At 57.8% G+C, this 23,691-nt stretch carries 20 protein-coding genes; 14 read left to right on the top strand and 6 right to left on the bottom strand.

Translation table 11 applies throughout. The features are described from left to right. Window positions 1-31 precede the first annotated feature (31 nt). The 3 genes from gcvP (at window position 32) to JT51_RS13800 (ending at window position 4,787) form a co-directional block, all read left to right on the top strand. On the top strand, window positions 32-2,887 hold the full coding sequence (gene gcvP, locus JT51_RS13810; protein ID WP_037313565.1) for an aminomethyl-transferring glycine dehydrogenase: 2,856 nt from the start codon (window positions 32-34) through the stop codon (window positions 2,885-2,887). A gap of 101 nt (window positions 2,888-2,988) precedes the next feature. Beyond that, window positions 2,989-3,990: a helix-turn-helix domain-containing protein gene (locus JT51_RS21280; protein WP_051927568.1), complete on the top strand. Its 1,002-nt coding sequence runs from the start codon at window positions 2,989-2,991 to the stop codon at window positions 3,988-3,990. Between the two features lie 344 nt (window positions 3,991-4,334). After that, complete coding sequence (locus tag JT51_RS13800; protein WP_037313562.1) at window positions 4,335-4,787, top strand: hypothetical protein; 453 nt, start codon at window positions 4,335-4,337, stop codon at window positions 4,785-4,787. A 9-nt stretch (window positions 4,788-4,796) separates the two neighbouring features. Here JT51_RS13800 and JT51_RS13795 read toward each other — a convergent pair whose 3' ends face one another. Continuing rightward, window positions 4,797-5,276 (bottom strand): acyl-CoA thioesterase, encoded by a 480-nt coding sequence (locus JT51_RS13795; RefSeq protein ID WP_051927567.1) that lies wholly within the window; start codon window positions 5,274-5,276, stop codon window positions 4,797-4,799. A gap of 234 nt (window positions 5,277-5,510) precedes the next feature. On the opposite strand from JT51_RS13795, the gene JT51_RS21275 reads away from it, so the two are divergent. The 9 genes from JT51_RS21275 (at window position 5,511) to JT51_RS13750 (ending at window position 13,683) form a co-directional block, all read left to right on the top strand. Continuing rightward, a complete protein-coding gene (locus JT51_RS21275; RefSeq protein WP_160175189.1) occupies window positions 5,511-6,524 on the top strand; it encodes an alpha/beta fold hydrolase in 1,014 nt (337 codons plus the stop codon). An 84-nt stretch (window positions 6,525-6,608) separates the two neighbouring features. Beyond that, window positions 6,609-7,610 carry an alpha/beta fold hydrolase gene (locus JT51_RS13785; protein ID WP_037313559.1) on the top strand — a complete coding sequence of 334 codons (1,002 nt, stop codon included), beginning with the start codon at window positions 6,609-6,611 and terminating at the stop codon, window positions 7,608-7,610. Between the two features lie 16 nt (window positions 7,611-7,626). Next, a complete protein-coding gene (locus JT51_RS13780) occupies window positions 7,627-8,592 on the top strand; it encodes an alpha/beta fold hydrolase (RefSeq protein WP_037313556.1) in 966 nt (321 codons plus the stop codon). 84 nt (window positions 8,593-8,676) lie between these two features. Then, window positions 8,677-9,231, top strand: coding sequence for a hypothetical protein (locus JT51_RS13775; RefSeq protein WP_037313552.1), 555 nt, complete (start codon window positions 8,677-8,679; stop codon window positions 9,229-9,231). Window positions 9,232-9,290: 59 nt separating this feature from the next. Then, window positions 9,291-9,920: a paraquat-inducible protein A gene (locus tag JT51_RS13770; protein ID WP_037313550.1), complete on the top strand. Its 630-nt coding sequence runs from the start codon at window positions 9,291-9,293 to the stop codon at window positions 9,918-9,920. After that, the gene (locus JT51_RS13765; protein WP_037313547.1) at window positions 9,917-10,525 is read left to right on the top strand and encodes a paraquat-inducible protein A; all 609 of its coding nucleotides are present in this window, start codon (window positions 9,917-9,919) and stop codon (window positions 10,523-10,525) included. The genes JT51_RS13770 and JT51_RS13765 overlap by 4 nt, the downstream gene beginning before the upstream one ends. Beyond that, complete coding sequence (locus JT51_RS13760) at window positions 10,525-12,615, top strand: MlaD family protein (protein WP_037313544.1); 2,091 nt, start codon at window positions 10,525-10,527, stop codon at window positions 12,613-12,615. Before JT51_RS13765 ends, JT51_RS13760 begins: the two co-directional genes overlap by 1 nt. Before the next feature lie 3 nt (window positions 12,616-12,618). Then, on the top strand, window positions 12,619-13,206 hold the full coding sequence (locus tag JT51_RS13755) for a PqiC family protein (protein ID WP_051927565.1): 588 nt from the start codon (window positions 12,619-12,621) through the stop codon (window positions 13,204-13,206). 78 nt (window positions 13,207-13,284) lie between these two features. Then, window positions 13,285-13,683, top strand: a complete 399-nt coding sequence (locus tag JT51_RS13750; RefSeq protein WP_037314312.1) for a DUF2147 domain-containing protein — start codon at window positions 13,285-13,287, stop codon at window positions 13,681-13,683. 84 nt (window positions 13,684-13,767) lie between these two features. Here JT51_RS13750 and JT51_RS13745 read toward each other — a convergent pair whose 3' ends face one another. The 5 genes from JT51_RS13745 to JT51_RS13725 form a co-directional block, all read right to left on the bottom strand. Further along, on the bottom strand, window positions 13,768-15,630 hold the full coding sequence (locus JT51_RS13745; protein ID WP_037313541.1) for an SLC13 family permease: 1,863 nt from the start codon (window positions 15,628-15,630) through the stop codon (window positions 13,768-13,770). Between the two features lie 181 nt (window positions 15,631-15,811). After that, a complete protein-coding gene (gene xsc, locus JT51_RS13740; RefSeq protein ID WP_037313538.1) occupies window positions 15,812-17,587 on the bottom strand; it encodes a sulfoacetaldehyde acetyltransferase in 1,776 nt (591 codons plus the stop codon). Between the two features lie 37 nt (window positions 17,588-17,624). Beyond that, window positions 17,625-19,241: a GMC family oxidoreductase gene (locus JT51_RS13735; RefSeq protein ID WP_037313537.1), complete on the bottom strand. Its 1,617-nt coding sequence runs from the start codon at window positions 19,239-19,241 to the stop codon at window positions 17,625-17,627. 2 nt (window positions 19,242-19,243) lie between these two features. Then, on the bottom strand, window positions 19,244-20,779 hold the full coding sequence (betC, locus tag JT51_RS13730; protein WP_037313533.1) for a choline-sulfatase: 1,536 nt from the start codon (window positions 20,777-20,779) through the stop codon (window positions 19,244-19,246). Window positions 20,780-20,869: 90 nt separating this feature from the next. Further along, window positions 20,870-21,853 (bottom strand): Bug family tripartite tricarboxylate transporter substrate binding protein, encoded by a 984-nt coding sequence (locus JT51_RS13725; protein WP_037313531.1) that lies wholly within the window; start codon window positions 21,851-21,853, stop codon window positions 20,870-20,872. 111 nt (window positions 21,854-21,964) lie between these two features. Here JT51_RS13725 and JT51_RS13720 point away from each other — a divergent pair, with 111 nt between their 5' ends. After that, window positions 21,965-23,182: an ROK family transcriptional regulator gene (locus JT51_RS13720; protein WP_037313528.1), complete on the top strand. Its 1,218-nt coding sequence runs from the start codon at window positions 21,965-21,967 to the stop codon at window positions 23,180-23,182. Further along, window positions 23,179-23,688 carry a tripartite tricarboxylate transporter TctB family protein gene (locus tag JT51_RS13715; protein WP_037313525.1) on the top strand — a complete coding sequence of 170 codons (510 nt, stop codon included), beginning with the start codon at window positions 23,179-23,181 and terminating at the stop codon, window positions 23,686-23,688. The genes JT51_RS13720 and JT51_RS13715 overlap by 4 nt, the downstream gene beginning before the upstream one ends. Window positions 23,689-23,691 lie beyond the last annotated feature (3 nt).

The following is a 23,691-nucleotide window of genomic DNA, read 5'->3' as shown; positions in this document are numbered from 1 at the left end:
CTGGGTGAGACATTCCTTGAGGAGCGCAACAATGGCCTTCAAACTGACCGACTACGAAGCCTATGACTTCGCCAATCGCCGCCACATCGGCCCGTCGCCTGCTGAGATGCGCGACATGCTCAAGGTGATCGGCTTCAAGACGCTGGACGAGCTGATCGACGCAACTGTTCCGCCTGCGATCCGGCAGGAACAGCCGCTGGACTGGGGTCCGGCGATGACAGAACGCGATGCGCTGTTCCACATGAAAGAGGTGGCGAGCAAGAACAAGGTTCTGACCTCGCTGATCGGTCAGGGATATCACGGCACCACCACGCCGGCGCCGATTCTGCGCAACATCCTGGAAAACCCGGCCTGGTATACGGCTTATACGCCCTATCAGCCCGAGATCAGCCAGGGCCGGCTTGAGGCGCTGCTGAACTTCCAGACCATGGTCAGCGATCTGACCGGGCTGGACGTGGCCAATGCGTCGCTGCTGGACGAGGCCACGGCTGCGGCCGAGGCGATGGCGATGGCCAAGCGCGGCGGCCGGTCCAAGGCCAACAACGCGGCGTTCTTTGTCGACCGCAACTGCCACCCGCAGACCATCGCGGTGATCAAAACGCGCGCCGAGCCTCTGGGCATCGACGTGCAGGTGGCGGACCCTGATACGCTGGACGCGGGCGCGGTCTTTGGCGCCATCTTCCAGTATCCCGGCACCCACGGCCATGTGCGCGACTTCTCGGCCGAGATCGCGGCGCTGCATGAACATAAGGCGATTGCCATTGTCGCCGCTGACATCCTGTCGCTGGCGCTGCTGAAATCGCCCGGCGAGATGGGCGCGGATATCGCCATCGGCTCGACCCAGCGTTTTGGCGTGCCGATGGGCTATGGTGGCCCGCACGCCGCGTACATGGCGACCACCGACAAGCTGAAACGCTCGATGCCGGGCCGGATCATCGGCGTCAGCATCGACGCGCGCGGCAACAAGGCCTATCGTCTGGCGCTGCAAACCCGCGAGCAGCACATCCGCCGTGAGAAAGCCAACTCGAACGTCTGCACCGCGCAGGCGCTGCTGGCGGTGATTGCCTCGATGTATGCCGTGTATCACGGCCCCGACGGCATCAAGGCCATCGCGCAATCGGTGCACCGCAAAACCTCGCGCCTGGCCGCCGGTCTGGAAGAGGCGGGCTTTGCCGTTGAGCCGGAAGTGTTCTTTGACACCATCACGGTTGAGGTCGGCCACCTGCAGAACGTCGTGATGGAGGCCGCCGTGGCCCGCGGCGTCAACCTGCGCAAGGTGGGTGATGACAAGGTTGGCATCAGCCTGGACGAGCAGACCCGCCCCGAGACCATCGAGGCGGTCTGGGGTGCCTTTGGCATCGACCGCAAGGACGACAGCTCGAACGTCGCGTACCGCCTGCCGGAACATGCGTTGCGCGAAAGCGAATATCTGACCCATGAGATCTTCCACAAGAACCGGGCCGAGGCCGAGATCACGCGGTACATGCGCCGTCTGGCCGACCGCGATCTGGCGCTGGACCGGGCGATGATCCCGCTGGGGTCGTGCACCATGAAGCTGAACGCGACGATCGAGATGATCCCGGTCACCTGGCCCGAGTTCGGCAACCTGCACCCGTTCTGCCCGCAAGATCAGGCGCAGGGCTATCTTGAGATGATCGATGATCTGAACGACAAGCTGTGCCAGATCACCGGTTATGACGCGATCAGCCAGCAGCCCAACTCGGGCGCGCAGGGCGAATACGCCGGTCTGCTGACCATCCGCAATTACCACGCGTCGCGAGGTGAGGCGCACCGCAATGTCTGCCTGATCCCGACCTCGGCGCATGGCACCAACCCGGCCTCGGCGCAGATGGTGGGCTATCAGGTTGTGCCGGTGCAGGCGGATGACAAGGGCAACATCGATGTCGCGGACTTCCGCGCCAAGGCGGAAAAGCACTCGGGCCATCTGGCCGCCTGCATGATCACCTACCCGTCCACCCATGGCGTGTTCGAGACCACCGTGCAGGAGGTCTGCCAGATCACCCATGATCATGGCGGTCAGGTCTATATCGACGGCGCCAACATGAACGCCATGGTCGGCCTGTCGCGTCCCGGCGATATTGGCGGTGACGTCAGCCACCTGAACCTGCACAAGACCTTCTGCATCCCGCATGGCGGTGGCGGCCCCGGCATGGGTCCGATCGGCGTCAAGGCACATCTGGAAGAGCACCTGCCCGGTCACCCCGAATACGGCACCGCCCTGGGCCCGGTCTCGGCCGCGCCCTTTGGCTCGCCGTCGATCCTGCCGGTATCCTGGGCCTATGTGCTGCTGATGGGTGGTGCGGGTCTGACGCAGGCGACCAAAGTGGCGATCCTGAACGCCAACTACATCGCGGCGCGTCTGGCTGACGCCTATCCGATCCTCTACACGTCCGAGACAGGCCGGGTGGCGCATGAATGCATCCTCGACACCCGTCCGCTGGATGAGGCGGCGCAGGTCAGCGTCGACGATGTGGCCAAACGTCTGGTCGATAGCGGCTTCCACGCGCCGACCATGTCCTGGCCGGTGGCCGGCACGCTGATGGTCGAACCCACGGAATCGGAACCCAAGGACGAGTTGGACCGCTTCTGCGAGGCCATGCTCTCGATCCGCTCGGAGGCGCAGGACATCATCGACGGCAAGATCGACGCGGAAAACAACCCGCTGAAAAACGCCCCCCACACGGTGCGCGATCTGGTCGGAGACTGGGACCGGCCCTATAGCCGCGAACAAGCCTGCTTCCCCCCGGGCTCCATGGGCGTCGACAAATACTGGTCCCCCGTCAACCGCGTCGACAACGCTTACGGCGACCGAAACCTCATCTGCACATGCCCACCAATGTCAGAATACGAAGACGCTGCAGAATAAAGAACGAAGTGCCCGTCGAGACTTGCTCGACAGGCGGGGTTGAAACCAAGACAGTGCATTGCCGTGACAGGCAATGCACCCTATTGGCGAATGGAGGAACAATGAGACACTATGTCCTCAATGATGGCCATGCACGCCAGGCAAGACCTGCGGCGAAGACGCCGGAAAGAACACAACATATCGATGTCATTTTTGCCGATCCCGCAGCACGGGCCTCGGCGGAGATGGTCGTCGAATTCTATAATGCGCTGAACGATCTGGTCGAGGATCACACCTATACGATCAATCTGCGGATGCCAGGTGAAGAACCCGCCGGTGGCCCGCTTTACTGGGCCGGTCGCACCGCGATTTTTTGGGGTGATATCCATAACAACTGGCAATTTGCCGGGCCTGAGAAAAGCTGGGCATCTCAGGTCTTGAACCTGTCATCCCGGACGATACTGGTTGGCGGCGCGGTTTTGCTGCTTGCTCAATATGGGCGGGCGGAAAAGACTGTGGCTGCCATTCATCCGAATTTTGCCACCGCAGCGCGTGAAAAGGGCATTATTGCCGGGGGAACAAGCACGCATTTCGAAACGGATGGGCGAACACACAGCGCTTCGTCCCGCCTGAGCGCGCTTCGGCTCCTGTCCGAGTTTGTTTCGCTGGATCATGGGGAGCACCTGGCTGACACGTTGCGAAGCTATATTGGTCTGTCGGAGCCAAAGCCAAAATGCGAAAGTCGGCTTGCGGTTCGCCTGATCCACCGGTCGGGTGCGGACCCGTTGGTGTGTCAGGCGATTCAGGCAATGCTGGATCATATCGAAGATCCGCTGAGGATTTCGGATCTGGCAACGGCGCTACGAACCTCGACACGTCAGCTACAGCGGCGATTTCTGAGCAAGACCGGCGCCAAATTGCTGGCAACTTATACCGAGTTGCGGCTGGAGCGGGCCCATGGGCTGCTACGCTATACCGACTTGGCCCAGCGGGAAATTGCCACGGCAACGGGATTCTCCTCGGTTACGGCAATGGGGCGTTCGTTTCGGACCCGGTACAAGGCGACGCCCGAGGCCGTGCGTCACCAGCGGTATTCCGGGGAATTGTCTGCGCAAGTGAGCTGAAAAACCAAATTTCTTTGTAAGCCAATGCCTTTGTCGCCAGCAGGCGGTGCAGGATGGCTGCAATTGTCTAAGGCTGACCGGACCCCTGAGAAGATTTTCGCCTAACTGCACAAGTGACGCACTGGTCACTCTTGTACCGGACGGCCTGCATCCCTACTTACGCAACCGGACAATGCCGTCCCCATCGGCGAACCCGAACCGTGAGTTACGCGAAATTACACGCGCATCGCACCGTTCAACACAACAGAAAGTGCAAAGTCATGACGACTAATGGAAAATCTGGGTCCTCCCTCAGAGCCGCTGTGGCCGTATTGGGCGCCACCGCTCTTTTGGCCGGTTGTTCAATGCCGGAACACAACGCCGTCCTGCGTCAGGAAGTATTTGTTGACAGCCGGCCCAGCGGGGCAGTTTGCGACATCTACTCGTTGGACAAGAAAATCTGGAAGAAGAACAAGGCAACCAAAGCGCACCGCAATGACGTCGCTTTGACTATCGGCAAAAAGGACGAGTGGTATGCCGGTATTCCGCTAAGCGCTGTGCCCCAGGGTAGCGAAGCACTTTTGACCGGAATGCAGTTGCCCGCAACGTTCAAGGTCAAACGTACGACTGATTTCCTGATCACGGAATGTAAGCACGCGAACGGCAAATCTTCGGTGCGCGGCTATACTTATCAGGGGAACCCCAGCGCCACTGCAATCAGCCTTGCCGATCCGACTTTTGTTGGGGTTGACCTGATCGCGGGCAGCACCGGCTATGCGTATCGCTATCCGAACGAGGTGATTATCCCGCTTCAGTAAGGGTTTGGATCACGCGGCCTCGGCCGCAAGCGCCGCAGCGACCCGGTCATCGACCTGATAGGCCTCTTTGAACTCGGGCGGCATTCTGGTGGGCTTACCTGTTTTCAGGTTCGTGCAAATGAATACCGTCCGGGCGTTGACCAGGGTTTTCAGATCGCTTTCACGAATGATCTGAAACCTGCGTTGACTGCGCAAACGCCCGTCCAGACCGGTGATCCATGTTGCAACATGAACCCGGTCACCCAGATGAGCAGAGCCGATATAGTCGATCTCGTGCCGATGCACGGCAAAGCCGCGCTCGATGGATTTACAGTAATCGGTTGTCATGCCCGCGGCATCGGAATGCGCCCAGGCCGCCGCGTCGATCCACCGAAGATACACGGTGTTGTTGACGTGCTCATAGGCGTCGATATCCGCGGTCTGAACATCGAAGGTCAACACGAACGGGGCAGGTAGTTGCCAGCAGGATTCAGGGGGTAAATCAGTCATGGGTTTTTGTAGTTCTCATCTGTCGAAAAATCCAATAGTAAGTAAAAACTTATTTTTACTGACCCAGCGGTCATTTTATAGTATCTAGCCGCAGAATCATACTATGGCTGGAAGATGACTGCTGGCCAGTCTGATCCTGACGACCCTCGGCGAAAGGCTGCGGAAAAAATCGGAAGCTGACGTGATCAGGCCTGATCCAAGTTGAAAACCTAAGCAGGGAATTGAATGGTGAAAATGCTGAAAATAATCCTACTGTCTTTGTTGGCCCTTGCGGTCATCGCCGTGATCGGTGTTTTCGCGATTTTCTACAAATCTGACCTGACACGTGAAGATCTGGCAGAATATGTCACCGACGAGTCGCAGTTCATCGACCTGCCCAACGGTGCCAATATGCATTTCCGCGACGAGGGCAATCCGGACGGGCCTGTATTGGTCATGATCCATGGCGGCTTTGGGTCGTTGCAGAACTGGGAAGGCTGGGTTGAAAACCTCAGCGACGATTATCGACTGATCTCGATGGACCTGCTGGGCCACGGCCTGACCGGGGCTTATCCCGAACAGATCTATACCCGGATCACCGAACGTGACGCAGTGCACCAGCTGCTGCAGGAAATCGGTGTCGACAAATATACCGTGGCCGGAAACTCGTTCGGTGGCGGCATCGCGTTGGAGATGGCGCTGGCATACCCTGATCAGGTCGAAGGCCTGATCCTTGTGGACTCCGAAGGGATTCCCAACGGCGAAGATGGTTATGACACCTCGCTGTTCAATGCGGATGACGCTGGCGATCCGAACTCATCTGAGTTCACCCAGCTGTCGTGGATGGAAAAGCTGGGCAGCAAGTTCATCGGCCCGACCGTTGTGCGTTCGGTGATGGACAGCATGACCGCCAACAAGGATTTGTTGACCAAACAGTATGTCGACTATTTCAGCCGACCGATCCGCTATGAAGGCAACCGCGAAGCGCAGATTCTGATGTTCCGTCAGGGGTTGTATCAGATTCAGCAAAACGGCCCGCAAGACTTGCTGCCGCGACTGCCGGAACTGAAGATGCCCACGCTGGTGATGCAGGGCGCAGAAGACACTCTGGTGCCAATGCGTGTTGGTGAAAAATTCCGGGATAACATCGAAAATGCCGAACTGGCCGTGATCCCGGCGGCAGGGCATATGCCGATGATGGAAAAACCCAAGGAAACCGCGCAGGTCGTGCGGGACTTCATGGAATCCCGTCAGATCGGATTGAACTGACCCATCGGTGCGATGCGTTTCGGTAATGTCCGGGTCATAGTATCCGCAAATCCGAACGCTGAGCGTCTGTGCGAGAGCTTTTGAATGTTGAAAACGCTAAAATATCTAGCGATTGCAATAGGTGTATTGATCGGGGCCGGTGCAATCTGGTTCTGGTCAATCGCCGTTACCAGCCTCAGCCGCGAAGACCTGGCGCTTTATGACTATGACACGCTGGTTCTGCCTGACGGTATGAACGTGAACTATCGCGTTCAGGGCAATCCGCAAGGGCAGACGCTGTTGATGGTACATGGCGGCGGCGGCTCTATCGACGATTGGAATGTCTGGCTGCCCACGCTAGAGCCGGATTACTACATTGTCAGCATCGACTTGCCCGGGCATGGGTTGACCGACCCGCTGCCTGATGACGACTACGGACCAAAGCGGTTCGCCGTGTTCATCAAGGATGTCGTCGCGGCACTGGATCTGCAGGATTTCGTGATTGTCGGCCATTCCTTTGGCGGTGACAGCGTGGTGCGCTATGTGCTGGACAACCCGGACACCCCAGTGGCCATGGTTCTTGTCTCGTCCGGCGGGTTCATGCCGCGCGACGATCAGATTTCCGACACGGAAAAAGAGTTGCTGGAATGGGCCGCGAACCCGGTTGTGCAAAAGCTTCTGCCGTTCCTGCAGGACCGGGCATCGGTGAAAGAGGGGATGGAAAGCTATTTCCACGACGCCTCGGTCAATACCGAGGCATATACCGACAAGGTCTATAATCTACTGCGCTATGAAAAGAACCGGGGTGTGCTGGTCAAACTGCTGGTCCATTCCATCGCGGGATACACCGATGTGTCCGGCCTTGACCGTATCGGCATTCCGACGCTGATCCTTTGGGGCGACAAGGACACCATCGCCTTGCCTGAATTTGCCTATCGCTTTGAATCCGAGCTGCCGAACGCGACGCTCAGAATGTATCCGGGTGTCGGTCACATGCTGATGATGGAAAACCCCGACGAGTCCGTAAACGACCTGCGTGCCTTTTTGTCCGAAATTGAGAGTCCAGCTCAGCCACACTCCGAGGCGTCCGGCACCTTGCCGGAATAAATGTAAGGAACGGCTCGTGAAAATACTCGCCTACATCATCGCCGGTTTGGCCGCACTTCTGGGTGCGGGCTATGTCTGGTTGATGTTCAACGGAACGACCAGCCTGTCCCGCGAGGCGTTGTCGGAATATGAATACGAAACCCTGACGTTGCCGGGGCCGATGCAGGTAAACTACCGTGTGCTTGGGAACCCGGACGGGCCTGCAGTGTTGATGATTCACGGCGCTGGCGGGTCTTTGGATGACTGGAAACCCTGGCTGCCCGCGCTTGAGGGGAAATACCGCCTGCATCTGGTTGACTTTCCGGGGCATGGGTTGACGGATCCGCTGATCAACGAACGGTACCGCCCGTCGCGCTTTGCCGAATTTATCCGCGATGTCGTCAACGAACTGGGCCTGAAGGATTTTACCATCATCGCGCATTCCTTTGGTGGCGACAGCGCCCTGCGATACGCGCTGGCCTATCCGGATCAGCCCAAGGCGATGGTTCTGGTCGCGTCGGGTGGGTTCCGGCCACCCGATGACAAGATCCCGGAAGATGAAAAAGAGCTGGCAATATGGGCCAAACTCGGCCTTTCACGGACGTTGCTGCCATTTTTGCAGAACCGCGATGTGGTGCGGGAAACCGTTGACCTATACTTCTATAACAAGTCAGCCAACACCGACGCCTATGTCGACAAGGTCTACAACTTGCTGCGCTACAAGAAAAACCGTGGTGTGATGGTGGAGCTGCTGGCGCATTCTTTGAATGCGTATGTCAACGTCAGCGGTCTGGATCGGCTGACATTCCCGACGTTGGTCCTGTGGGGGGACAAAGACCCCGTGGTTCCCCTGGAATTCGCCCGAAAATTTGAACATGAGTTACCGGATGTGCGGCTTAAGGTCTATCCGAATGTCGGGCACATGGTATTCATGGAGAACACGGAACAAAGCGCCGCCGACGTGACGGACTTTCTGCACGAAGTCTATCAGGGCGACGATTGAGGAATGGTATTGACCCGCAGGGTTACGAGTAACAAACACACTCCGATGCCCATGGGCCAGAGGACAACACACAAGGACTTGGAAATGAAAAGTCAGCAGATTGATTGCAAATGTTCTAAAACCCGGTGGACGGCTGTGCCTTTGGTATTGGCTGCTGTCACGCTTGTTTCTGCATGTGAAGAACAATACCAAAACAGTGCCGCCCAGCTTAGCCAGACTGTCGATGTCTACAGTGTGCCCAAAGGGGCCGTTTGCGACATTTACGCGCTGCCCAAAGAACAATGGAAAAACATTGATGCGGCCCGCAAACACCGCAACGATGTTGCGTTGATCATCGGCAAGAAGAAGGCATGGGAAGAAGGAATTCCGCTGCAATCTGTTCCCGCCGGTAGCAAAGTTGTCCTGAGCGATGTGCAGTTGCCCAAGGCCCTGAAAGTGAAACGCACAGACGATTTTCTGATCGCGGATTGCACCAGCGCCGATGGGCGCACAGCCACGCGGGGCTATACCTATCGCGACAATCCCGACTCGCAGATCGCCAGCATTGCCGATCCGACTTTTGTAGGCGTGGATCTGCTGTCCAATGAAACAGGGTTTGCCTATCTGTACCCGGCGTCCATCGTCATCAACCTTGAGTAATTGAAAAATGCCGCGCCGCATGTGTTTGAAACAGATGCGGCCCGGCTGGAATGACCCTTATGCCCGAAGCCCCAAAAAATCTGGATGGTGTGATCGCCTGCCCAAGCTGTGATCTTCTGCACGAGGTGGAAGATATCCGGCCTGGGCAGCGGGCAAAATGCGTGCGCTGCCATACGACCTTGATTTCGCCAAAGGCGGATTCGATGGATCGGACCATTGCGCTGTCTCTGGCCTCGGTGATGCTGATGATCGGCGCGCTGAGTTTTCCGTTTCTTGGCATGTCCAAGGCCGGGCTGGAACGTCAGGCCTCGATCGTTGATCTGATCATGGCGTTTTCGCAGGGCTGGTACCAGTTGCTGGGGCTTTGCGTGTTGTTGTTTGTCGTGGCCCTGCCGATGCTGCGGGCGGGGCTGTTGATCTATACGATCTGGCCGCTGCGCAACGGAAAACCGCCGTTGCCCCATGCCAAACGCGCCTTTGCCCTGGCCGAAACGCTGACGCCCTGGACAATGACCGAGATTTTCATCCTTGGAACAGTGGTGTCGCTGATCAAGATCGGCGGTCTGGCCAAAGTGTCGTTTGGCACCTCGTTCTGGCTGTTTTGCGTTCTGGTGCTGGTGGTCGCGTTTCAAAACGCGTCGGTCTGCCGCTGGACGATCTGGCAAACAATCAAAAAGGTTCAGCCATGATCAGCGCACGTGAATCCGGTCTTGTCGGCTGCCATAAGTGCGGAACGGTACATGAGCCGTCGCTCCGCGAATGCCGGACCTGCGGTGCGGGGCTCCGGTCACGCAAACCCAACAGCCTGCAGAACACCTGGGCCTGGCTGATCACCGGTCTGGTCTTCTATATCCCGGCGAACATGTTTCCGCTGCTGACCAACCGGGTGCTGGGCAGCGACGACGGTCATACGATCATCGAAGGGGTGATCCTGTTTTACAAAAAGGGCGATTTTCTGGTTGCGACCGTCATCCTGGCGGCCAGTCTGATTATCCCGATCACCAAATTTCTGATCATCGGCTTTTTGATCCTCAGTATCCGGTTCCGCTGGGACCTGAGCGCACACGCGCGGCTGGTGCTGTACGAACTTGTCGAATTCATCGGACGCTGGTCAATGATCGACGTCTTTGTTGTGGCGCTTATGGCGGGATTGATCCGCCTTGGCGCCATCATCTCAATTCTGCCCGGTCCCGGGTCGGTCTGTTTTGCGTTGTCGGTGATCTTTACCATGATCTCGGCGCAAAGCATCGACACCAAACTGATTTGGGATCAGACACCTAAGGAACGAAAATAATGAGTGATGCAAACCCATCGAAGTTAGAGGTCCACGAGCCCCGCAAGGGTTGGTTGCGTGGCGTGTCCCTGATCTGGCTGATACCAGTATTGGCGCTTGTAGGTTCGCTTGGTCTGGCGGTGCAGAGTTTTCTGGAAGCCGACATCCAGATCACCATCGAGTTCCCCGAGGCCAGCGGGATTGAGGCGGGTAAAACCCAGCTGAAGTACCGCGATGTGGTTGTGGGTTCAGTCAGCGCAGTCGATTTTGCCGATGACCTCAGCCATGTGGACGTGACAGTGGATGTGCGCCGGGACATGGCGCGATATCTGGATGACAAGGCAAAGTTCTGGCTGGTCAAGGCTGAGGTGTCGGCCGAGGGCGTGTCTGGACTCGATACATTGTTGTCCGGTGCCTACATCAACGGCGAATGGGATGCTGAGCCTGGTGAGCGCCAGGATCGTTTTGTGGCCGAGGCCAAGGCACCGATCATTGCACCCAATGCAAAAGGGCTTCAGATCACACTGACGTCGACCGAATCCGGTTCGGTGTCTGTCGGGGCACCGGTTCTGCACAAAGGCATCAAAGTCGGTAAGATCGAAGGCGTGTCGCTGAGCGAAGATGGAGGGTTGATCGTGATCACCGCCTTCATCGAAGAACCCTATGACAAGCTGGTGAACACGGGCACCCGGTTCTGGAACGCTTCGGGTATCGAAGTTGATCTGGGCGAGGCTGGTCTGAAAGTGAATGTGGAAAGCCTGTCGTCGCTGCTGGCCGGTGGGGTGTCCTTCGATACCAGCATCTCGGGCGGAGAACGCATCACAGAAACCACGCGTTTTGACCTGTATCCCAATCAAGAGGCCGCCAAGGACAGCCGCTTTGACGACGATTTGCGGGCAACCGTGACGGTGGCGTCGCCGTTTGAGGGATCGCTCAAAGGTCTGCGCGAAGGTGCCATTGTGGATTATCGCGGCCTCAAGGTTGGCGAAGTCAAGGAGCTTTCGGTCTATGACCCTGAAAGCGCAGAAGAGGGTGATGAAGCCTGGCTGCTGGTCACCTATACGATTCAGCCGTCGCGGTTGGGCATCACGGATATCGAGAACCCCAACGAGGTTCTTGATCTGCTCGAAGAATATGTCCGCGATGGCGGGTTGCGGGCGCGGCTAAAGCCGAACTCGCTGCTGTCGGGCGGTTTGCATGTCGAATTGTTCGAAGATCCCTCTCTGCCGCCGGCTGTGTTCCAGCGCACCGGGCACCCGTTGCCGATCTTGCCAACGGTCCCCACACCGCCCGACACGCTGCGAATTGCGGCCGAGGGCGTGCTGGACCGCGTGGCTAAACTGCCGGTCGAAGAGTTGATGGATCGGATGATCCAATTGGTCTCGGACATCGACGCCATCGTTGCCGACAAGGACACCAAGGAAATCCCGGCTACGGTCAACGCGCTGCTGGGCAACGTAAACTCGATCGCCGGGGCCGAAGCAACGCAGGAATTGCCTAAAAAGCTGAACCAGGTGATTTCGACCGTCGAGACGATGTTGGGCGAGTTTGAGGAACGCAAGGGCGTTGATGCGCTTGTGTCTTCGCTGGAAAACCTGCGTACGATCACGTCAAACGTGTCGACCGCAAGCGATCAGATTCCGGGGCTTGTCGAAGACATCGACGCCGTGATTGCCAAGGTTCACGATCTGCCGGTGGAAACCACGGTGGAATCTGTGAACAACGTGCTGGCCTCGGCTGATAGTTTCATCAGCAGCGATGCGACACAGGATGTACCCGCGGCCCTGTCGGGCGCGTTGGAACAGGTGCGCGACACGCTGGCGGAACTGCGTGCTGGTGGTGCGGCTGAAAACCTGAACCGGGCGCTGGCCTCGGCCGGAAACGCAGCGGATGAGATCGCCAAAGCGGCCACAACCCTGCCGGAACTGGCGCAGCGGCTGGATGATCTGGCCGATACCGCCGAAGCCACGATTGGCGCCTATGGCCCGGCATCGCCCGTCAACCGCGAGGTTCGCGCGGCCATCGGGGATATCCGCCAGACGGTTCAATCCCTAAATGCGTTGGTGCAGGCGATCCGGCGTAATCCTAATTCTCTGATAGTTGGAAGGTAAACGATGCGGAAATTTGTTTTGAAAGCCGCGCTTGTCCCGGTCATTGTGCTGCTGGCGGCCTGCGGGAACAATTCCCAGCGGTATTTGCTGCCGGAAATCAGTGTCGAGCAAAGATTGGGAACCGCTGCCCGCGCGGTTGAGGTCGGTAAGCTGGATTTGCCCACCTATGCGCAGGACAGTGAGATTAACCTGCAGGATGCGGACGGTGTCCTGCGGCCTGCGCGCAACGGGTTCTGGGCGGATGATCCCGACCGTGCCATGACTGAATTGCTGGCGGTCGGGCTGGATCAGGCCCTGTCGGCGGATGTGGCGGCCGAGCCGCTGCCGTTCTCGGGCCTTGCGGATGTGCGCGTGGATGTGAAGGTGCGCCGGTTCGTCGGCGTTCCGGGGCAGACCATGCAGTTGACCGGGCAATACTTTCTGACCTCGCCCAATGGCGGATCGCTTCAGACGATCAAACGGTTCAACTTCTCGGTGCCGATCGCATCGGATTCGATCAACGACTATGCGCTGGCGCAGTCGCAGGCGATCAAACTGCTGGTTGGGGATATTGCGTCGTCCATCTCTCGTGTTAGCCGCAGTCAGATCTGAGGCATATTTATTGAAGCTGGTTGACGGGCCGCTGGGTGCAGCGGCCTGAATACCCCATATTTGATGGAGAAGATTGATATGAAACGGATTTTAGCTGCGGCAATTGCCGTGTCTGTGCTGCCGGTGGCGGGTATGGCTGAATCGGTCTATGGCGACTGGAAAACCAGCACGGATAAGGAAGGCAACCATCTGATTGTCAGTTTTGCGGCCTGCAAGGACATGGTGTGCGGCACAATCAAAGGGGCCTACAACGCGCAGGGCGAAAAATACGCGGGCTACGAGGCCGAGGGCAAGCGCATGGTTTATGACATGCAGCCTGAAGGGAACGGCAGCTATAAAGACGGCAAAATCTGGGATCCCGAAAGCGATGGCACCTATAGCGCCAGCATGACGGTCGAGGGCAGCAGCCTCAAGGTCAAGGGCTGCGCCGTGGGTGGATTGTTGTGCGACACCGACACTTGGACACGGGCAAAGTAATCAACTTCTGAACGGAATGCTGGGCCTATCCCTTATGCCGGGATAGGTCCTTTTTGTGTGTGAAGGCTGAACCTGATCATGCAATCACCACAGCAGGTTCAAAGCACCGATTGCCACGATAAGGAACAGGATCGTCATGATCCCGCCCGCTTTCATGAAGTCCACCACGCGATAGCCACCGGGACCCATCAGCAGCGCATTGACCTGATGCGTCGGGATAAGGAACGAGTTGGACGTCGCAATTGCAACCGTCAGCGCAAAAACACCCGGATCAGCCCCAGCGCCCAACGCTATGTTGACGGCCAAGGGCACCAGCAAAACGGTCGCACCGACATTTGACATCACCAGAGTGAAAAACGTCGCCAGCACAGCAACACTGGTCTGAATGACCCAAATCGGCATCCCGTCCAGCACCGCCAGCACCTGATCAGCAATCCATGCTGCGGTGCCCGAGGCCTGCACGGCTTGTCCCAGCGGGATAAGGCTGGCCAACAGGAACACCGTGGGCCAACTGACGGCATTATACGCCTCGTCCATGCTGAGGACGCGGCTGACAACCATCCCGATGGCACCGACCAGCAGGCAAAGAGACAGCCGAAGATCGGAAAACAGAATCAGGCTGACCGCGATCAGGAAAAACAACAGCGCCCATCCGATCTTCTTGGGGCGCAGGTCCTCATGCGGGAAATCGGTGGTCACCACGACAAAGTCGCTGTCTTTCTCAAGCCGGGCGAGGGCATCCCACGCCGTGTGGCAAACCAGCGTATCCCCGGCCAGATAGGGAATTTCACCCAGATCTTCCTGATCGCGCGACAATGTTTCGCCGCCTCGGTAGATGGCCAGCGGTGACAGGCCATAAACCTTGCGCAACCACAACTCGCGCCCGGTTTTTCCGATCAGTTTCGACCCGGGTGGGATGACGACCTCGGCGATACCCGCCTTGCCAGCGCCGAGGGTTTCGACGAATTCATCCAGTTCCGAGGCTTCGGTCAGCTCATTGTCACCCAGAAACGCTTGCAGGGCGTTTTCGTCGGCAATGACGGCAATTGTCGCGGGTGCAGTAATTTCCGCATTGCGCGGCGGGGCCGGGTAGGTGTGCCCCTGAAAGTGGGTCGCAATGATCTGCAGATGATAGCCACGTTGCAGGTCATCGATTGTGCGACCGACCGGTTTGCTGCCCTCGGGAATGCGGATTTCGTGAACCTGCCCGTCGATCTGGTAGAGGTTGTTGACATAATCCAGCGTGCTGTTCCCCGACGTGCCATCGGGCGAGTCTATGGTTGGCAGAACAAAGCGGCCAAAAATGATGAAATACAGCAACCCGGTGATCAGCAGACAAATGCCGACGGGTGTTACCGAGAAGAGCGAGAAAGTATCGATCTGCGTTTCAGCGGGCAGAGTGCCATTGATCGAAGCGATCAGATCGTTTAGCAAAATCAACGGCGAAGACCCGACCATCGTCATGGTCCCGCCAAGGATGGCACAAAAGCCCATCGGCATCAGCAACCTGGACATTGGCAAGCCGGTCCGGGTTGAAACACGGCTGACCACGGGCAAAAACAGTGCCGCGGCCCCGACATTCTGCATGAAGCTGGAAATCACACCCACCGCACCAGAGATCAGTACGATGATGCGGTTTTCTGTGGCGCCGCCAACCTTTGTGATCCACGCGGCGACCGATGACATCACGCCGGTTCGATCCAGACCTGCGCCAATAATCATCACAGCGATAATCGAGATGACCGCGTTGCTGGCAAACCCGTCGAACAGGTGACGCACATCAACAAGGCTCTCCAACCCCGGCACCGCAGTCAGCAGACCCAAGGCGACCATGATCAGGATGGCAGCAATATCAACCCGCACGATTTCAGAAACAAAAAGCACTATGGTCAGCCCGAGCAATCCCAGTACGACAACCATCTCAAATGTCAGACCCAGTGTTTCCATTCCCTGTCCGTCTCTCTTTGTTCTGAGTTTGCGTTATGTCCTGTTCATTCGAATGCAGTGGCGCACACGCAGCGGTCGATTGTTAGAGTTTAACGCGACCGGCTGCGCAGTTGCGCACAAAGAACACCCGGCGTGCTGTCGCCAGACACGTGTCGGGTGTTCTTATCATTCGTCCGGTCGATCACACCTGTGATGCGGCCATGTCGGCGGCGTCGATGCCAGCGACACGGACCGGGTTTGTCATCGCGTCCCGGCGGAACGGATCGCCCAGTTCCTGATTGATCAGCGCTTCGATCAGGGTGGTGATGCCATTCTTCTGATCTTCAATCGCCTGGTTCAGCGCCGCTGTCAGCTCGTCCTGAGTACGGGTAACGACACCCTTCAGACCGCACGCGTTGGCAATTGCCGCATAGGATACGCCCTCATCCAGCTCAGTGCCGACAAAGTTGTCATCGAACCACAGGGTCGAATTCCGTTTTTCGGCCCCCCACTGATAGTTTCGGAAGACGATCTGGGTGATCGCGGGCCATTCGTCGCGACCAATCGCGGTCAGTTCGTTGACCGAGATGCCGAATGCGCCGTCACCGGCAAACCCCACAACCGGCACATCGGGGCAGCCGATCTTGGCACCGATGATTGCGGGCAGGCCATAACCGCAGGGCCCGAACAGGCCGGGGGCCAGATATTTGCGACCCGCATCAAAGGACGGATAAGCGTTGCCGATTGCACAGTTGTTGCCGATATCGGACGAAATGATCGCCTCGCGCGGCAGCGCCTGCTGAATCGCGCGCCATGCCATGCGCGGGCTCATCCAATCGGGCTTGGCTGCGCGGGCGCGTTCATTCCAGGTGGTGCCCGGATCGTCGTTTTCGTGGGTCAGTGAGCTCAGCTCCTGCGCCCAGGCCGATTTTGTCTGGGCGATCTTGGCCTTACGCTCGTCCCGGCCCGCGTCACCGGCGTCATCCGTCAACTGGTCCAGAATGCCGTTGGCCACAAGTGCCGCATCCCCAACGATACCGACTGACACATCCTTGGTCAGGCCAATCCGGTCGGGGTTGATGTCGACCTGAATGATCTGCGCCTCGGTCGGCCAATAGTCGATGCCATATCCCGGCAGGGTCGAGAATGGGTTCAGACGAGTGCCAAGACACAGAACCACATCCGCTTTGCTGATCAGTTCCATCCCTGCTTTTGAGCCATTATATCCCAGTGGGCCGGCAAACAGGGGGTGATTGCCCGGGAAGGCATCATTGTGCTGATAGCCCACGCAAACCGGCGCATCCAGACGCTCGGCCAATGCCTGCGACGCTGCGATACCGCCCTTGGACAGAACCACGCCCGCGCCGTTCAGAATGACCGGGTTTTTGGCCTTTGACAGCAAGGCCGCCGCATCGGCAACCGCATTGGCCCCGCCCGAGGGGCGTTCGAAATCGACGATCTTGGGCAGTTCGATATCGACAACCTGCGTCCACATATCCCGTGGAATGTTCATCTGCGCCGGGCCGGATGCACGTTTGGCCTGCATGATCACGCGGTTCAGAACCTCGGCCACGCGGGTCGGATCGCGAAGCTCTTCCTGATAGGCTACGCAATCGGCAAACAGGTTCATTTGCTCCATTTCCTGAAAGCCGCCCTGACCAATTGTCTTGTTCGCCGCCTGCGGGGTGATCAGCAGGGTTGGGGTGTGGTTCCAATAGGCCGTCTTTACCGCGGTCACGAAGTTTGTGATGCCGGGGCCATTCTGCGCGATCATGATGGACATCTCACCCGTGGCGCGGGTGTAGCCGTCGGCGATCATCCCGCCGGTGCATTCATGTGCACAGTCCCAGAACGTAATTCCGGCCGCAGGAAAAATATCCGATATCGGCATCATCGCTGATCCGATAATTCCAAATGCATGTTTGATGCCATGCATTTGCAGTGTTTTGACAAACGCTTCTTCTGTTGTCATTTTCATGGCTTTTTCTCCTGGACGAGTGGGTATGAATTAGGGGTTAAGCAGATTTTCTGCGGTCTTCGAGGATCAAGTCGCTGCATTTTTCGCCGATCATGATCGTGGGTGCATTGGTATTACCGCTGACAATGTCAGGCATGACCGAGGCGTCGGCCACGCGCAGGCCACGAATACCGTGCACACGCAGTCGCGGATCAACCACGGCCCGGTCATCAACCCCCATTTTGCAGGTTGAGGTCGGGTGATAGATCGTCTGCGCCATGTTACGCGCGGCTTCGAGGTGGTCTTCATCCGTTTCGACCTTGCCCTCGGGCACATGCTCGCGCACGATATATGGGGCCAGCGCCTGGGTTTTGGTCATGGCACGGGCAAATTTCACAGCACGGATCGCACACAGCTGGTCCCCTGTGGTGGACAGGTAATTGGGCACGATCTTGGGGTAGTCATGCGCGTTGGGGGACGAAATATGGATGTGCCCCCTGCTTTCGGGTCGCAGCTGACAGACAGAGGATGTGAAGCCCGAGAACGGGTGCATCTCGATGCCCGGTTTATCGGCGGACAGCGGTTGAAAATGGAACTGGATGTCGGGGGTGTCCAACCCCTCCATCGACTTGGCAAAGATGGCCACCTGACTGGCACCAAGACTCATCGGCCCGGTGCGGCGCAGCGCGTATTCGATGCCAATGGCCGCACGGCGGAATATGTTGTTGATCGCATCATTCAGCGTGGGCACGTTGACTTCATAGACAAGGCGGATCTGCAAGTGATCCTGCAGATGCTCTCCGACACCGGGCAGCGCATGGCGAGGTTCGACGCCTGCCGCTTTTAGAACGTCGGGATTGCCGATGCCGGACAATTCCAGCAACTGCGGTGAGCCGATGGCGCCGGCAGACAGGATCACCTCTCCTCCTGGTTTCAGCATGACCCGATGCGGGGTGCCTTTGCGATCATAGGCGACGCCCGTTACCTGTTTCGGCGCGTCAGGGGCAAAGATAAGCCCGGTCGTATGTGCGTGAGTGATGACTTCGAGGTTTTGACGGGAGTTTTTGATCGGCGTCAGAAAGGCCTTGGCCGATGAACACCGAAATCCCTTGCGCGCGGTCTGATGAAAGTACCCGGCACCTTCCTGATCGGCCCCATTATAGTCTTCGGACCGTGGCACGCCCATTTCCACGGCGGCCCCGATGAACGCTTCGGAAATTTCGGATTTTGCGCGGATCAGCGAAACCGCCAGTTCCCCATCCTTGCCATGAAATTCGGAATCTCCGTCTTCATGGTGTTCCGAGCGTTTGAACAAGGGCAGGACATCGTCCCAGGACCAGCCGGTGTTGCCCAGCTGTGCCCAGCGATCATAATCCTCTTGCTGGCCGCGAACATAAAGCAGCCCGTTGATCGAGGAAGACCCCCCAAGCGTCTTGCCGCGTGGCCAATCCAGCGCGCGACCGTTCAGGCCCGGATCAGGTTCGGCCTTGTAACACCAATCGGTGTTCGGGTTGTGCAGCGTCTTGAAATAGCCGACGGGGATGTGAATCCACGGGTTCGTGTCCTTGCCCCCCGCTTCTAGCAACAGCACCCGGATGTCAGGGTCTGCTGACAATCTGTTGGCAATGACGCAGCCAGCAGAGCCCGCGCCTATGATGATGTAATCATAAGACATTTCTACACCAGATCAGGTTTTGCAGGGGCCACATAGGGCAAACGCGCGCGTGCTTTGGTATCGGCGGCACCGGCATTTCGGATGTACCGTTCACCGTCATCGTGGCGGAGGGTGTACACATAGGTCGGATCGCCGCCGGTTACGTTATGAATGGCAAGGCGGCGAACCTGGCTGGCGCGGATCGTGTCGTACAATTCCTCGGGGTTCCAGCCCTCAAACAGGATCGCCTCAAGCTCGGCCCGGATATCGGCGCAGTCGGGATCGTTGACGCGGTTGTTCACCTCGTTGGGGTCTTCGTCAACATTGTAAAGCAATGTATCGACCCCTTCGAGCCACATCAGCTTCCACGGGCCTTTTTTGACCATCCGGCTGGGGCCGGTCGAACCATCGGCGGCGAATTCGGAAATCACCACATCCGACAGGCCGGATGTATCCCCGCTGAGGGCAGGGGCCAGTGATTGCCCGTCAATGGGTGCCGCATAGTCTTCGAACGAGCCGCCAGCCGCCAGATCCACCAGCGTTGGGAGGAGATCGACAAGTGAAACGTTTTCCTTCACCCGCGCAGGCGCATAACGATCCGGCGCGTAAACGATGAAGGGCACGCTGGCGGCCCATTCGAAGAAGTGTTGTTTGAACCACATGCCACGCTCGCCCATCATTTCGCCATGGTCGGCGGTGACGATGACGATGGTGTTGTCGATCTGGCCGGTCTTCTCCAGCACGTCGACAAGATGGCCGACTTTCTCGTCGATATACGAGATCATGCCATAATACCCATGGCGCGCCTTGCGGCGGTCTTCGGGCGTGACGGTGAATTCGTGGCGCGACTGGCAGTAATGCAGATTGCGGCTGAGGTGATCCATCTCGCTCAGGTCCAGCGGATCAACCGCTGGATACTCGATCTCGTCATGATCGTATAGATCCCAGTATTCCTGACTGATCACAAAGGGCGAATGCGGCGAGGTGAAGGACACCGTCAGCATGAAAGGACGATCATCGCCCTTGCGGGCCAGATCATACAGCGCCTGAACGCCGTGGTATTCAACCTCGTCATCATAATCCATCTGCATGGTTCGGACGGCGGGGCCGCTTTCCAGAACCGGGGCCATGGTCAGATTGGTGGGCTTGTATTCGCGTCCTTTGGACCAATCGACGGTCCAGGCAAAGTTGGCCGGATAAATCTCGGTCGTGTGGCGCTTGTCATATCCGTGCAGCTGATCGGGTCCGACAAAGTGCATCTTGCCGGACATCTCGACCCGGTAATCCATGCTGCGCAGGTAATGGGCGAAGGTCGGGATGTCAGCGTGAAACTCGCTGGCATTGTCGTACATGTCGATTGAGAAAGGCAGCTTGCCCGCATGCATCGACGCGCGGGACGGGCCGCACATGGGCAGGTTGCAATAGCAGTTCTCGAACACCACTCCGTTTTGGGCAAGGCGCTCGATATTTGGCGCTTTGACAGTTTTGTTCCCGTATGACGCTAAAGCATTTGCTGCCAGTTGATCGGCTTGAATGAGCAGAATGTTGGGACGGGGCATTCGACAACCTATGATTTTGTGTGACTTGAAAGTGGCCGGGCGGATTTTGTTGGGGAGAGAAGGGCCGCCCGGCCAGAACGGTGTCGAGACTTATTCGATCACCATATCCAGTTTTTCAGCAACGGTGCTGAAGGTGTTGACCTGACCTTCGACAAACGTCTTGGTGTCATCGGGGGACAGGACTGCAGGAACCGAGCCCAGCTTTTGGGTTGCTTCCAGCCAGCTTTCGTCGGCGGCGATGGCGCCCAGAACTTCAACCCACTTGGCCACGACGTCTTCGGGCAGGTCTTTCGGACCCCAGACACCGGTCCAGCCGACGACGTTTTCCAGGTTCGGGTGACCCATTTCCTGCGCGGTGGGCGTGTCAGGAATGGCGGCAAAACGCTCAGGAGTGGTGGTCAGAAGGGGGCGGATCTGACCGCTTTCGATCGCGCCGGACAGGCCGGACAGATTGTGGAAGATCAGGTCGGCATGACCGCCAACAACCGCTGCTGTTGCCTTGCCGCCACCTTTGAAGGGCACGTGGATCAACGCTTCGGAATCGACCCCGATGTCATCCAGCATGATCAGCATCGCCATGTGCAGCAATGTGCCAACCCCGGCCGACGCATAGGACAGCCGCTCACCGTTTTTGACCGCCTCTTTCAGCTCATCAAAGGTTTGATAGGGCGAATCAGCGGAAACGCCCAGAACAAAAGGGTTTTTCTCGATCAGGCCCAGAAAGGTGAAATCGTCCCACTTGTAGGGAATGGTGCGGTTGATCGCGGGAACAGTGGCTTGCGAGCCGACACGCGCCATCAGCAGGGTGTGCCCGTCATTGCGCGATTTTGCGACCTGGGTCGAACCAACGACACCACCCGCACCGGTCTTGTTCACGACCAGAATGTTCTCACCCAGATATTCGGGGGCCTCTGAACTTAGCGTGCGTGCCGCCAGATCAGCGGCGCCGCCCGGGCCGTAAGGCACAATCAGTGTTACGGGTTTGCTGGGGTAATCCGCAGCCATCGCCGCGCCGCCGATCGACATTGCGGCGGCCAAGCTGGCCGTGGCCCCGATTCTCTTCAGTACGTTCATTGTGTTTCCTCCCTTGGTTTTCTTAATTGGTATTTAGGATACATAATTACTTGCAGAAAGCAAATAATAATTGTAACTTTGATGCAGGGAGTAAAAAGGCGAGGAAAATCAATGTCTGCACGGACCCACAGTGAGACTGGAAGGGCCAACAGACGTCTGGTGCTGGGCGAGATTGTCCGGAACCGGACCATTTCGCGTACCGCGATCGCCGCCAACATCGGGCTGAACGCGGCGACAATCTCGCGGATCACGCGCGATCTGCTGGATGCGGATTTGATTGTCGAAAAGGAGCTGTCTGATCCGAACGGCCGCCGGGGCAGGCGGTTTGTTCAACTGTCGCCGCAGGGGTCGGGCGGATACATCATCGGGATCGGCATCAACGCGTTTCGTCAATCGGTGACGCTGGCTGATCTGGAAAACAACAAGGTCGCATCCTGGGAAGGCACCGGCCTGCCAATGGATGATGGGGCCTCCTTTCTTGAACTTTGCGCGCAAAAAGCGGCTGAGTTGGTGGATGAGCATGTCGAAGACCCCGACCGGTTCTTTGGCACCGGCATCGCAATTGCCGGTCATATCGACAAGCCGGCCAAGCGGCTGATTTCAGCCCCGCTTTTGGGCTGGAACCATGAAATCGACATCGGTGCGATTTTTGGTGCGGCGCTGAACGGGCCAATAACGCTCGAGACGCCCTCGTCGGCTATTAACCTTGCGGAAACCACGTTCGGTATGGCGCGGGGTTACAAAAACGTGGTGACGCTGCATTGCAGCCTTGTAACCGGCTTTGCGATGACGCTCGGCGGCAGTGGGGCCGAGGGGCAATTGAACACCAGCAGCGTCCTGAGCGACGCGCCCTATACATCCTCATCCGCCGCAACCGGACCCGTCGAACATTTCCCCACACTGGAAGACGCGCAAAGCGGTCGTGCACTGGTCCGCGAGATGCTGGGTGATAAAACGCAATCCCTGACAACCGACGCAGAATGGGGTCGCGCCATGGTCGATCTGGTCAGCGCGGCCAACGCGGGCGATGCAAAGGTCACCGCGGCGCTTGAACGGCTTGGGGCAGGGATGGCCCGTACCTTTGCCTTGCTTTTTACCGTGCTCAAGCCGGATCTTATTATTCTGGCAGGGCCCCTGTCTGAATCACCAGCCTTTGTCGGCGCTTTGGAATCGCAGATCGCGTTTCAAATGCCAAAGCGGCTTGGGGACATCGCGGTACGTGCGACCGAGATGACCCATATCGGCGCCGCAAGATGGCTGTCTATCCGCGAAAACCTGATCTTCAAGGACATAAATCTGAGCCAGCTACTGGCGAAGGGAGGAACATGACCAATAAAAAGACCAAGGACTTAATCACGGCAATCCTGTTCATAGTATCGGGATTGGCCGCCATATTTGCCCTAATCCCGTCAGGCGTGATTGTTCCCGGTTCTGTGCAAATCTCTGCACTGTCTCCGGATTTCTGGCCGTATACCATTGCATGGGGTGTGGTGATCTCTTCCGCGTTTCTGTTGCTGGAAACCTTCATGCTGAAGGTGCCGGAAGGCGACGAAGATGCAACCGAAGACGCCGAATACAAACTGGAAACTCTTCCATCCACCTTGCGGATCGTGATCCTGATCTTCGCATTGTTCCTGTTCTATTTTGCTCTGACGACGGTGGGGATCGTAGCCGGTTCAATCGTGCTGATGCCGACGATGATGCTGTATTTCGGTGAACGGAAATGGAAGTATATCGTGCCGCTGAGCATCCTAATTCCAATCGGGCTGTACCTGTTCTTTCTGCACGTCGCCGGAATTCCAATGCCTCTTGGCATCTTTGAAACGCTGCTGTGAGGA

The organism is Ruegeria halocynthiae, assembly GCF_000743705.1.
Taxonomy (GTDB): Bacteria; Pseudomonadota; Alphaproteobacteria; order Rhodobacterales; family Rhodobacteraceae; genus Ruegeria; species Ruegeria halocynthiae_B.
Note: the sequence above shows the minus strand (reverse complement) of the source record. Positions and strands in the feature narration are given on the sequence as shown.